Origin of the sequence: Frigoribacterium sp. VKM Ac-2836 (genome assembly GCF_013248995.1) — a bacterium.
GTDB lineage: Bacteria > Actinomycetota > Actinomycetes > Actinomycetales > Microbacteriaceae > Frigoribacterium.
On the sequence record NZ_JABRPK010000004.1, the window covers coordinates 70,242 to 82,138 of the forward strand.

14 protein-coding genes and 1 tRNA gene are annotated in these 11,897 nt (G+C 71.1%); 14 read left to right on the forward strand and 1 reads right to left on the reverse strand.

The genetic code is table 11. The annotated features are described in order from the left end of the window. Positions 1-3: 3 nt before the first annotated feature. The 4 genes from HRF36_RS12930 to HRF36_RS12945 all read left to right on the forward strand — a co-directional run bounded on the left by HRF36_RS12930 (position 4) and on the right by HRF36_RS12945 (position 4,117). Positions 4-756 (forward strand): hypothetical protein, encoded by a 753-nt coding sequence (locus HRF36_RS12930; protein WP_173210538.1) that lies wholly within the window; start codon positions 4-6, stop codon positions 754-756. After that, positions 753-1,805: a permease gene (locus tag HRF36_RS12935; RefSeq protein WP_173210540.1), complete on the forward strand. Its 1,053-nt coding sequence runs from the start codon at positions 753-755 to the stop codon at positions 1,803-1,805. The genes HRF36_RS12930 and HRF36_RS12935 overlap by 4 nt, the downstream gene beginning before the upstream one ends. Then, entirely contained in the window at positions 1,795-2,676 is an 882-nt protein-coding gene (locus HRF36_RS12940) for a TIGR03943 family protein (protein ID WP_173210542.1), read from the forward strand. The genes HRF36_RS12935 and HRF36_RS12940 overlap by 11 nt, the downstream gene beginning before the upstream one ends. Positions 2,677-2,737: 61 nt before the next feature. Further along, on the forward strand, positions 2,738-4,117 hold the full coding sequence (locus tag HRF36_RS12945) for a hypothetical protein (RefSeq protein ID WP_173210544.1): 1,380 nt from the start codon (positions 2,738-2,740) through the stop codon (positions 4,115-4,117). Positions 4,118-4,153: 36 nt separating this feature from the next. Here the strand turns inward: HRF36_RS12945 and HRF36_RS12950 are convergent, their stop codons facing one another. Then, the gene (locus HRF36_RS12950) at positions 4,154-4,429 is read right to left on the reverse strand and encodes a DUF4031 domain-containing protein (protein ID WP_371740169.1); all 276 of its coding nucleotides are present in this window, start codon (positions 4,427-4,429) and stop codon (positions 4,154-4,156) included. A gap of 134 nt (positions 4,430-4,563) precedes the next feature. Here HRF36_RS12950 and rplU point away from each other — a divergent pair, with 134 nt between their 5' ends. The 10 genes from rplU (at position 4,564) to HRF36_RS13000 (ending at position 11,891) form a co-directional block, all read left to right on the forward strand. Then, the gene (gene rplU / locus HRF36_RS12955; protein WP_123520240.1) at positions 4,564-4,872 is read left to right on the forward strand and encodes a 50S ribosomal protein L21; all 309 of its coding nucleotides are present in this window, start codon (positions 4,564-4,566) and stop codon (positions 4,870-4,872) included. Positions 4,873-4,890: 18 nt separating this feature from the next. After that, the gene (gene rpmA, locus HRF36_RS12960) at positions 4,891-5,157 is read left to right on the forward strand and encodes a 50S ribosomal protein L27 (protein ID WP_123520241.1); all 267 of its coding nucleotides are present in this window, start codon (positions 4,891-4,893) and stop codon (positions 5,155-5,157) included. Between the two features lie 144 nt (positions 5,158-5,301). Further along, positions 5,302-6,852, forward strand: a complete 1,551-nt coding sequence (gene obgE / locus HRF36_RS12965) for a GTPase ObgE (protein WP_173210546.1) — start codon at positions 5,302-5,304, stop codon at positions 6,850-6,852. After that, positions 6,849-7,694, forward strand: a complete 846-nt coding sequence (gene proB / locus HRF36_RS12970) for a glutamate 5-kinase (RefSeq protein WP_173210548.1) — start codon at positions 6,849-6,851, stop codon at positions 7,692-7,694. The genes obgE and proB overlap by 4 nt, the downstream gene beginning before the upstream one ends. A gap of 96 nt (positions 7,695-7,790) precedes the next feature. Next, on the forward strand, positions 7,791-9,059 hold the full coding sequence (locus tag HRF36_RS12975) for a glutamate-5-semialdehyde dehydrogenase (protein WP_173210550.1): 1,269 nt from the start codon (positions 7,791-7,793) through the stop codon (positions 9,057-9,059). A 38-nt stretch (positions 9,060-9,097) separates the two neighbouring features. Next, entirely contained in the window at positions 9,098-9,319 is a 222-nt protein-coding gene (locus tag HRF36_RS12980; RefSeq protein WP_043597092.1) for a hypothetical protein, read from the forward strand. A 17-nt stretch (positions 9,320-9,336) separates the two neighbouring features. Beyond that, a complete protein-coding gene (gene nadD, locus HRF36_RS12985; protein WP_173210552.1) occupies positions 9,337-9,963 on the forward strand; it encodes a nicotinate-nucleotide adenylyltransferase in 627 nt (208 codons plus the stop codon). Further along, the gene (locus HRF36_RS12990) at positions 9,960-11,162 is read left to right on the forward strand and encodes a hypothetical protein (RefSeq protein WP_173210554.1); all 1,203 of its coding nucleotides are present in this window, start codon (positions 9,960-9,962) and stop codon (positions 11,160-11,162) included. The genes nadD and HRF36_RS12990 overlap by 4 nt, the downstream gene beginning before the upstream one ends. Positions 11,163-11,224: 62 nt before the next feature. After that, positions 11,225-11,614, forward strand: a complete 390-nt coding sequence (gene rsfS / locus HRF36_RS12995; protein ID WP_173210556.1) for a ribosome silencing factor — start codon at positions 11,225-11,227, stop codon at positions 11,612-11,614. A gap of 201 nt (positions 11,615-11,815) precedes the next feature. Continuing rightward, positions 11,816-11,891 (forward strand) — tRNA-Ala (locus HRF36_RS13000). Positions 11,892-11,897 lie beyond the last annotated feature (6 nt).

Below are 11,897 nucleotides of genomic sequence, written 5' to 3' on the forward strand. Positions count from 1 at the left end.
GCTGTGTCCGTCTCCGTCTCGGGGCCCGAGGGGCGTGAGCGTCTGCTCGTCGCGGCCACGGCACTCGTGGTCGTGCTCGTCGCCCGCTTCGTCCTCGGACTCGTCGCGCTGGTCGGCTCCGCCGTCGGGTTCTCGGTGACGGCGTTCCCCAGTGGGTTCGTGGCGACGCCCGTCGGGCAGTTCCTCGGCAGCTTCGTGCTCTACCCCTTCCCGTTCTACGTCGCCGCGTTCGTGGTGCTCGCCGCCGTCCGCCCGCTCACGCCGCGGTCCGACCTTCGCAGTGTGGTCCGCCACGCGGTGGTCGCCGGTGCCGTCGGCACCGTCGCGCTGGCGGTCGTCGGCATCGTGCCCGGCATCGTGCTCTCGATCAGCGGTGGCACCTGGGTGAACCTGGCGCTCTACCTCACGACCGTCCCGCTCTCGGCCGGCATCGTCGACACCGCTCTGCTCGTCGCCGGTGCGGTTCTCGCTCGATCGTGGCTGGGTGGCGGGGGCGGCGACGAGGTCTGGGCGGCCGAACCCGCACCTCGTGCCGCCGAGGCCGAGCCGGTCGACGACGCGACCGACCTCGTCGACGACGCCGCGCCTCCTGTCGGCGGCGTGCGAGCCGGCCGTGTCCCGACGGTCCTCGACACAGGGCCGTCGGCACCCGTCGCCCCGCCCGAACGTCCCGTCGTGCCGGCGCATCCGGCGCCCGCCCCCGCCGACTGGTCACGCTTCGCGCCCCCGACCGGTCAGAGCGAGGACGAGCGGTGAGCGCTCCCGTCCGGGAGCACACCGGCCACGCCGGGCACGGCGCCGGCCGGGCTGCGCGCCCGGCGCCGTCGCGCGTGCCGTTGCTCGTCGCGGGCGGACTCGTGCTCGCCGTGCTCGTCGTGGTCCGTCTCGCCTCGCCTCTGCTCGGCCCCGGTCTGTTGCCGAACGCCCTGCAGGACTTCGTCACGCTGACCGTCAGCGTCATCGTCGAGTCGATGCCGTTCGTCCTGCTCGGCATCGTGCTGTCGATCATCGTGCAGGAGTGGCTGCCGCAGGCGTTCTTCTCGTCGTGGCTGCCGAGACGGGGAGTGCCCCGTCGGGCCGTGATCTCGTTCCTCGGGATGTTCCTGCCCGTCTGCGAGTGCGGCAACGTGCCGCTGGCGCGCGGCCTCGTGCTCAAGGGCTTCACGGTGTCGGAATCCATGACGTTCCTGCTGGCGGCGCCGATCCTCAACCCGATCACGATCATCACCACCCACCAGGCCTTCGGATGGGACAACGGCATCCTCGTGGCCCGGCTGATCGGCGGGTTCGTCATCGCGAACCTGATCGGCTGGCTGTTCAGCAAGCACCCGAACCAGCAGAGTCTGCTCACGTCCTCGTTCGCGGCCGAGTGCCGCGTCGACGACGGGCACGGGCACGGGCGGGGTCGCACGGCGAAGAGCGTCGACCTGTTCCGTCGCGAGATGTCGACGATGATGCCGGCGCTCTTCATCGGCGCGGCGATCGCCGGTGCGATCCAGACGATCGTGCCGCGGTCGGTGCTCGTGACCCTCGGCAGCAACCCGGTCTGGTCGGTGCTGGCGATGATGGTGCTGGCCTTCGTCATCTCGATCTGCTCGAACGTCGACGCGTTCTTCGTGTTGCCGTTCGCCTCGACCTTCATGCCCGGCGGCATCGCCGCCTTCCTCGTCTTCGGTCCGATCATCGACGTCAAGATGCTCGCCCTGCTGCGGACGACCTACACGCCCAAGGTGCTCGGGCAGGTCACCCTCGTGGTGGCCCTGACGAGTGCCGCGATCGGACTGGTGGTCAACTATGTCGCCTAGCCCTGCTCCCCGCCCCTGGCGCCGACTGCTCGACCGGTGGCAGGGGGTGCTGCTGACTCTCGTCGTCGGCGTCGCCACCCTCTGGCTCGCCGCCACCGGCCAACTCGTGCTGTACATCCACCCCCGGTACGACGTCTTCACCGTCGTGATGATCGTCATCGGCATGCTGCTGTCGCTCGCCACGCTCGCGTTCTCACCCGTCAGGGGCGAGGACGAGGGCGACCACGCGGGCCACGACCACGCGGACCACGACCACGACGGGCGGCTCGAGACGGCCGCCGTGCCTGCGGTCGAGGACGGCCTCCGCCCGCGACGACGCCGTCCGCTGGCCACCGGCGTCCGGCGCCTGGCCTTCTCGGCCGGTCTCGTCGTCACGACCGCCATCGCGATCGCCGTCGTCGCCGTGCCGCCGGCCACCCTCACCAGCGCCACCGCCGGGCAGCGCGACGTCAACTCGTCGACCGCGGCGCTCGACCGCACCTCCGTGGCCGACGCGACCAGCGCCTCCTCGGACGCCTACCGCTCGTTCAGTGTGCTGGACTGGGCCGGATTGCTGCGCCAGACCACCGACCTCGCGTTCTACCAGGGCAAGACCGCCGACGTCGTCGGGTTCGTCACGCCGTCGGACACCGACCCCGACGACGTGTTCTACGTCTCGCGATTCGTGATCACGTGCTGCGCGGTCGACGCCCAGCCCGTCGGCGTCCCCGTGTACCTGCCGGGTTGGCAGGACCAGGTCGCCGCCGACGACTGGGTCGAGGTGACCGGGGGCTTCGACACGAACCGCAGCAGCTCGAGCCAGGACCCCGTCGCCCTCGTGCCGGACGACGTCACCACCGTGGGACAGCCCAGTGACCCGTACCTCTACTGAGGGCGGGCGGGGCCAGGGGGCGACGGCACGGACCACGTCGGACCCGTTCGCCTCGGACCCCGTGTTCCTCACCGAGGAGGACGCCCGCGACGCGCAGGCTCGCTGGCGCGTCCGGTGGATCGCCGTCGTCACCGTCCTCGCGGTGGTCTGTGCCGCCTTCGTCGGGCTGACGTACTTCCAGGGGCCGAGGACGTCGGACACGCAGGTCGACGCCACCGCCGCGGTCGAGCGGCCGGGCCAGCAGCTGAGGGTGTTCGCCAACCAGGCGCTCGCGCACGTCGACCCCTCGCAGGTGGTCGTGACCCCCGCGACGGCGTTCACGGTCCAGACCTCCGGTGACGTGGTCGCGGTGACGTTCACCGACCGGCTCGACTACGCCACCGAGTACCACGTGCGCATCGACGGGGTCTCGAGCGTCTACCAACGCCAGACCTCGACCCTGGAGGCCCGGTTCAGCACGCCCCCGGCCACGCTGTACCGGCTCGTCCGGGGCACGGGCGGGGCCGAGGACCGCATCGAACGGGCCGGGCTCCGGGGCTCCGATCGCACGACCGTCTGGTCGGCTCCACGCATCCAGGCCTACGAGGTGTTCGATTCGGCGGTCGCCGTCGTCACGGACGACGGGACGCAGAGCAGCCTGAGCCTCGTGTCGCTCGACGGGGCCGCCGTCGAGACCCTGCCCGTCCCCGACCGGCCCGGCCTGATCACGCGCTTCGCGGCCGACCGCGCCACCACGACGCTGGCGTTCTCGTTCCGGCCGACGGGCTCGGACGTCGAGACGCTCTACACGCTCCCGCTCCAAGGGGAGCGGGCCGTGACACCGGTCCTCGCGCTCTCCGGACAACCCGTCGAACCGGCCGACTGGGCGTTCGTCCCCGGCGAGGACGACGTCGTCGTGCAAGCCCTCGACGACTCGGTGAGCGTCGTCGACCTCTCGGGCGTCGACCCCGTGCGACCCGTGGGCACGTACTCCCTGCTGCAGGGCGTCTCGCTCGACGGGACGACCCTGGTCGCCGCGTCGAGCATCGCGTCGATGGTCGTGGACCTCGCCACCGGCGACGAACGCCCTCGGGCACCCGCCCCGGTGGACGGGGTCCTGCCCTTCGCCGGGCCCCTCGTGGCCCTCGACTCGGACCACGTGGTGCAGCAGGTCTCGGTGCCGTCGGACGACGGAGCGACCTACCGCACCCTGGTCGTCGCGGACGACGGCGCCACCTCGCGGACGCTCTGGCAGCCCCCGAGCGCGTCCGGGGTCATCGAGGGATTCGATGTCTCCCCGAACGGGCAGTACCTGGCGGTGCAGTCGGTCGGGGACGCCACGACGCCGACGGATTACTCGTACACGATCGATCCCGTCGCCGATGGGGTCACGACCACGATCGTCGACATCGCATCGGGCGCGGTGGTGGCCAGTTACGAGGGCTTCGACACGACCTGGTGACCGCCCGGGGCGGTGTCGTCCGAGCGCGCCGGTCGATCAGGCGGACAGGCCGCGTTTGACCCGCTGGGACACCCGTAGTCCGCTGCGCTCCAGGCGGCGGGCCAGATCGAGGCCCGTGACGGCGACGGCGCCCCCGGCGATCAACTCGGCGCGTCGCGACTCGGGCACGTCGTAGTGGTCGTGGTCGAACCCGCGGCGGGGGATGCCGTGACGGGCGGCGAACGTGTGCAGCTCGTCGTAGGAGTCGTCACTCACCAGGTGGGCCCACAGTGTGTCGTGGGCAGGCCAGACGGCCTCGTCGATCAGGATCACGCCCTGGATCGTAGTCGTCGGCCCGGCTCCGGGCGCGTTGACGACCCCAGCGGCCCCCTGTACGATGAGCGGCTGGTGCGCTCTGGCTCGAGGCCGCGTCGTGCCTGAAACCCCCAACTCGTGAAGGAACAGACATGGTCTACGCAGTCGTGCGCGCCGGTGGTCGGCAGGAGAAGGTCGAGGTCGGCACGATCGTCACCCTCGATCGGCTCAAGGCCGCCGAAGGCGACGCCATCACCCTCCCCGCCGTGCTGCACGTCGATGGCGACACCGTCACCTCGGCCGCCGACGCCCTGGCGAAGATCACGGTGACCGCCGAGGTGCTGAACGACCTGCGCGGCCCGAAGATCGTCATCCAGAACTACAAGAACAAGACCGGTTACAAGCGTCGCATGGGCTTCCGTGCCGACCTGACCCGCGTCAAGATCACCTCGATCAACTGAGCTAGGGGCTGAGAACACATGGCACACAAAAAGGGCGCATCGTCCACCCGCAACGGTCGTGACTCGAACGCACAGCGCCTCGGCGTGAAGCGCTTCGGCGGCCAGGTCGTCCTCGCCGGCGAGATCATCGTCCGCCAGCGCGGCACCCACTTCCACCCCGGCGTCAACGTCGGCCGCGGCGGCGACGACACCCTCTTCGCCCTCGCCCCCGGCTCGGTCGAGTTCGGCAACAAGGGCGGCCGCAAGGTCGTCAACATCGTCGCCTCCGCGACGGCCACGGTCTAGAGAGACCACGCGGCGTCGGCACACGACCCGCACCGGCGGCCCCTCGAGGGTCGCACCGTCTGGGGCGAGCATCCTGCTCGCCCCAGACGTGTTTGACCCGGGCAGCTCGCACCGGCACGCACAGACAAAGAGATCAAGCACCTCATGGCCACATTCGTCGACCAAGTGACCCTCCACCTCCGCGCCGGAAACGGCGGCAACGGCTGCGTGTCCGTCAAGCGCGAGAAGTTCAAGCCCCTGGCCGGTCCCGACGGCGGCAACGGCGGCCACGGCGGGGACGTCGTCATCGTCAGCGACACCGGCGTCACGACGCTGCTCGGCTTCCACCGCGCACCGCATCGGTCCAGTGACAACGGCGGCTTCGGCATGGGCGACCACCGCGCCGGCACCAACGGCGAGACCCTCGAGCTCGTCGTCCCGGTCGGTACCGTCGTCAAGTCCGCCGACGGCGTCGAGCTGATCGACATGGTCGAGCCGGGCATGCGCTACGTCGCCGCCGAGGGCGGCATCGGTGGCCTCGGCAACGCGGCCCTTTCGTCGACCAAACGCAAGGCCCCCGGGTTCGCCCTCCTCGGCACCCCCGGCTGGGCCGGGGACGTGTTGCTCGAGCTCAAGGTCGTCGCCGACGTCGCCCTGGTGGGCTACCCGTCGGCCGGCAAGTCGAGCCTCGTCGCCGCCCTCTCGGCCGCGAAGCCCAAGATCGCCGACTACCCCTTCACGACGCTGCACCCCAACCTCGGCGTCGTCGAGTCGGGTGACACGCGGTACACGGTCGCCGACGTCCCCGGCCTCATCGAGGGCGCCAGCGAGGGCAAGGGGCTCGGGCTCGAGTTCCTGCGCCACGTCGAGCGCTGCTCGGCCCTGCTGCACGTGCTCGACTGCGCGACCCTCGATCCGGGCCGCGACCCCCTGACCGACCTCGACGTCATCCTGCGCGAGCTCGAGGCCTACCCCGTCCCCGACGGTCAGAAGCCGTTGCTCGAACGCCCGCAGATGATCGCGTTGAACAAGGTCGACGTGCCGGACGGTCGTGAGCTGGCCGACTTCGTCACCCCCGAGCTCGAGGCCCGCGGCTACCGCGTCTTCGAGATCTCGGCGGTGAGCCACGAGGGCCTGCGCAACCTGTCCTTCGCGCTGGCCGAGGTCGTCGAGGCCAGCCGGGCCGAGATCGCCGCGCGCCCCGCGCCTCCTCGCATCGTCATGCGTCCCCGCGCCGTCAACGAGAAGCCCTTCGTCATCCGGGTCGAGGGCGGCACCTACGGCAACGTGTACCGCATCCTCGGTCAGAAGCCCGAGCGCTGGGTCGTCCAGACCGACTTCAACAACGAGGAGGCCGTGGGTTACCTGGCCGACCGACTCAACGCGATCGGCGTCGAGGACGCCTTGTTCAAGGCCGGCGCGCAGGCCGGTTCGACGGTCGTCATCGGCCCCGAGGGCGGCATCGTCTTCGACTGGGAGCCGACCCTCACCTCGACGGCCGAACTCATGACGAGCGCCCGTGGCACCGATCCGCGTCTGATCCAGAACGACCGCCCGACCCGCAACCAGCGTCGTGAGGAGTACTTCGAGCGCATGGACGCCAAGGCCGAGGCCCGCGCGGAGCTGCAGCGCGAGCGCGCCGCCGGTCTGTGGACCGACGACGAGGGGTTCCTCGTGAAAGAGGGCGACGACGCCGAAGGCGACGAGCGGGCGTGACCGGGGGCGTCGTCGACCGCGCCGGCCTCGGCACGGCCCGTCGCATCGTGGTCAAGGTCGGCTCGTCATCGATCAGCGGTGTGAACGCGGGCCAGATCGACCCGCTGGTCGAAGCCCTCGCCGCGACGTACGGTCGGGGCGCCCAGGTCGTCCTCGTGTCGTCCGGGGCCATCGCCACGGGCCTGCCGCACCTGCGGCTCGACGCCCGGCCGACCGACCTCGCGACGCAGCAGGCGGCCGCCGCGGTCGGACAGAACGTCTTGATCTACCGCTACCAGCAGAGCCTGCGCCGCTACGGCATCGTGGCCGGGCAGGTGCTCCTGACCGCGGGCGACATGCAGAACCCGACGCACCGCAGCAACGCCCAGCGCGCCATGGAACGCCTCCTCGAGCTGCGCATCCTGCCGATCGTGAACGAGAACGACACGGTCGCCACCCACGAGATCCGTTTCGGTGACAACGATCGGCTCGCGGCGCTGGTGTCGCAGCTGATCGGCGCCGACGCTCTCGTGTTGCTGAGCGACGTCGACGCCCTGTACACCCGGCCGCCGCACGAGCCGGGTGCCGTCGCGATCCTCGACGTCCCGTTCGGCGACGACCTCGCCGGGGTCACGTTCGGTGCCGCCGGTGAGGCCGGCGTCGGCACCGGAGGCGCGGGGACGAAGGTCGCGGCCGCCCGGTTCGCGGCCGAGGCCGGCACCCCCGTCCTCGTGACGAGCACCGGCAACGTCGCCCGTGCCCTCGCCGGCGAGCACGTCGGCACCTTCTTCGAAGCGGCGGGAGCCGCGGGATCGGGATCTGCGGCGGCGGGCGCCGGGCGCTCTGCCGAGCGCCCGGCCTGACCCGCGCCTCCCGGGGCGTCGTCCGAGCGACCGCCGCCCCGCCGCCGCCCGCGGTCGGCTCTCGCGGGACGGGGGACCGGCGCATAGGCTTCGTGCATGTCGCTCATCGATGCCCCGGCCCCGTCGCTCACCGACAAGCTGACCGCCGCGAGAGCCGCCTCGCGCGTACTCGCGACGACGACGGCCGATCGCAAGGACGCGGGGCTCCGCGCCATCGCCGCAGCCCTGGTCGCGAACGTCGACCGCATCGTCGTGGCCAACGAGCTCGACCTGGCGAACGCGCGCGAGAACGGTGTCGGCGCCTCATTGCAGGACCGCCTGCGGCTCGACTCCCGTCGCCTGTCCGGTCTCGCCGAGGCCACCGAGCTGGTGGCCTCGCTCGTCGACCCGGTGGGCGAGTCGGTGCGCGGCAAGGTGCTGCCCAACGGGCTGCGACTCGATCAGGTCCGCGTGCCGTTCGGCGTGGTGGGCGCCATCTACGAGGCCCGCCCCAACGTGACGGTCGACATCGCGGCGCTCGCCCTGAAGAGCGGCAACGCGGCCGTCCTGCGGGGTGGCAGCGCGGCGCAGGAGTCGAACCGCGTGCTCGTCGAGGTCATGCGCGAGGCCCTGGACGAGGTGGGCCTGCCCGCCGACGCCGTCGTGACGATCGACGAGTTCGGACGGGACGGGGCGGGCGAGCTCATGCGGGCTCGCGGGCTCGTCGACGTGCTCATCCCGCGGGGCAGCGCCGAGCTGATCGACACCGTCGTGCGTCAGTCGACGGTGCCCGTCATCGAGACCGGTGCCGGGGTCGTGCACGTGTTCCTCGACGCCAGCGCCGACGAGGGCTGGGCCGTCGACATCGTCCGGAACGCCAAGGTGCAGCGGCCGAGCGTGTGCAACGCGCTCGAGACCCTGCTCGTGCACCGGGACGCCGCGGACCGCCTGCTGCCACCGGTGCTGGGTGCCCTGCGCGCCTCCGGCGTCACGATCCATGGTGACGAGCGCACGCTCGAGGTCTTCCCCGACGGGGTGCCGGCCACCGACGAGGACTGGGCCGCCGAGTACATGGGGCTCGACCTCGCCGTCCGCGTCGTGGCGGACGTCGACGAGGCCATGGCGCACATTGCGCGGTGGTCGACCCATCACACCGAGTCCATCGTGACCAACGACCTGGTGACCGCCGAGAGGTTCCTCGCCGAGGTCGACAGCGCCGTCGTCATGGTCAACGCCTCGACGCGGTTCACCGACGGTGGCGAGTTCGGCTTTGGTGCCGAGGTCGGCATCTCGACCCAGAAGCTCCACGCCCGCGGACCCATGGGGCTCCCCGAGCTCACCAGCACCAAATGGGTCGTGCGGGGCCAGGGCCAGGTGCGCGGGTAGACTCGTCCACGATCGTCACCGCCTGAACGGGAGAACCCATGCTCGACGCCTCGCTGCTGCTCGCCGAAGCCCACGAAGAACTCGCACCGCTGATCGCGCCGGCCCCGGTCATCGCTGGCGTCTTCGCCATCGCGTTCCTCGTCCTCGGCTACGTGGTCTTCAGCTACCGGGACGTCGCCAACCGGTCGCTGCGCAAGGCGAACAAGCTCGACCACCACGACGGCCCGATCGACGAGTTCGGTCACCCCGAGAAGCACTGACCGTCGAGGCCAGCGAGATGGTCGTTGCGGGGGCGACCGTGCCCGACGGCGAGGGGGTCAGGCGTCCCCGGGTCGGCATCATGGGTGGCACGTTCGACCCGATCCACCACGGGCACCTGGTCGCGGCCAGCGAGGTCGCGCAGTCGTTCCACCTGGACGAGGTCGTGTTCGTGCCGACCGGCCAGCCGTGGATGAAACCCGAGGTCAGCGAAGCCGAGCACCGTTACCTCATGACGGTCATCGCCACGGCGTCGAACCCGACCTTCACGGTCAGCCGTGTGGACGTCGACCGCGACGGGCCGACCTACACGATCGACACCCTCCGCGACATCAGGCGGCTCCGTCCGACGGCCGAGCTCTTCTTCATCACCGGCGCCGACGCCGTCGCCCAGATCCTCGACTGGAAGGACGTCCAAGAGCTGTGGGACCTCGCCCACTTCGTCGCCGTCTCGCGGCCGGGGCACGACCTCAGCGTTAGCGGTTTGCCCGAGAGCGACGTAAGCTTGCTCGAAGTCCCCGCACTGGCCATCTCGTCGACCGATTGCCGCGCCCGGGTGGGTCGAGACTTTCCGGTGTGGTACTTGGTCCCCGACGGCGTCGTCCAGTACATCTCCAAGCACCATCTGTATCGGAGCGTTTCATGAGCACGTCCGACGGTCAGCCGCCCCTCACCCGGCGACAGATCCGCGACCTCGAGCGAGCCCGCGAGGCCGGCCAGGCCATCACCGGAGCCGTGCCCGTGGTACCTGCCTCGACGTCCACACCCGGTCCTCGACCGGCGACGGCTTCTCCGGTCGACCTCCAGCTCCCGACTCCCGTGCCCTCGTCGGCCGCACGGCGCGACGTCCCGCCCCCCGCGCCGGGCTCGGTCGTCGACCCCGGCACCGGCCTGACCCGCCGCCAGATGCGCGCCCTGCGTGACGCCAGCCAGACTCGCGACGCGTCTCCCGTGCCCCTCCAGGCTCCGGCTCCCGAGCCCCGCCGCCCGCTCGCCGACGCACTGAACACCGTCGACGAGATCGCCCCCGTCGCCGACCGACCGGCCTCGGCACCGGGGGCTCCGGCTGCTGCGGCCGTCCGCCCCACCTCGCCCCCCGTGCCCTCCGACGCCCCGGCCGACGACGACTCGTCGGACGACGTGCCCGGGCCCCGCCGGACGGGTTCGCCCCCCACGAACGCTCCGACGCCCTCGACGCCCGCGCCGGCGTCGACCCCCACGGTCTTCCCCTTCGCGCTGTCCGACGAGCAGGGACGCAGCGGTCAGGGCTCGCCCAGCGCGCCTCCCGCCCCGTCCCGTCCCGTCGCGTCATCGCCCCGCACCTCCGGTGTCGGTTCGTCGCCCGAGCAGGGCGGCGAGTCGTCCGGCGCGGTGCCGATCCTGCCGTCCGGGCACTGGTCGACCCAGTCCGACGAGCCCGACGCGCAGTCCGTCCCGGGTCGTCAACTCGGCACCAGCACGGGTCAGCAGAACGCGCTGATCCTCACCGACGCGCAGGTCGCCGACGTGACCGGAGCGCTCAACGCGACCGGCGAGATCATCATCACCGGCTCGATCGACCTGCCCCGCAGCCTGGCATCCACCGGCTCGCAGGCCCGCATCGACAACTCCGACATGGACCGCATCCTCGAGCAGGGCGACGCCGAGCAAGCGTCCAGCGACGCCGAACCCGTCCGGGCCAGTCGCGCCATCAGTACGCACACGTCCACGCGGGCGGTGGTGCTCGCCGCATCGCAGCCCAAGGGCAACCACCTGCCGCTCATCCTCGGCATCTCGGGCGGAGTCGTGGGTCTCGGTATCATCGGCCTGATCATCGGTGGCTTCGCCACCGGGGTGTTGGGCTGAGGCCCTCTGCACCCGAACCGACTCCGGTCGGTCCGCATCACCACCTACCCCCTAAGGAACACGTGACAGCCACCCCTCGTGCCATCGAGCTGCTGCAGATCGCCGCACGCGCGGCCGACGACAAGCAGGCCGACGACCTCGTCGCCCTCGACGTGTCCGGCCCCCTGCCCCTGACCGACGTCTTCCTGCTGGCCACGGGCCGCAGCGAACGCAACGTGGTCGCCATCGCCGGCGAGATCGAAGACAAGATGCTCGAGGCGGGCGTCAAGACGCTTCGTCGCGAAGGTCGTGCCGAGGGCCGCTGGATCCTCCTCGACTTCGGCGACGTCGTCGCCCACGTCTTCCACGACGAGGACCGTCAGTACTACGCGCTCGAGCGACTGTGGAGCGACTGCCCCACGATCCCGCTCGACGTGGTGACCGAGTCGGCGACCGCGCCGGCCGAGGCTTAGTCGGCCCGCGCCTCCTCTATTTCGCCGCGTCGGCGAGATGTCACGACATGCCGCTCACCTCTGGAGGTGAGCGGCATGTCGCGTCTTCTCGGCGGCCCGCGATGGGGGCCCGAGTCGGGGTGAACTTGCGAGCTCGAAAAATGTAGTAATGTAGACGAGTTGCTTCCGACGGGGTGAAAACTTGACAGGGGCAGCAGTTCTGGGTCTGTGGCGCAGCTGGTAGCGCACCTGCATGGCATGCAGGGGGTCAGGGGTTCGAGTCCCCTCAGATCCACCAGAACGG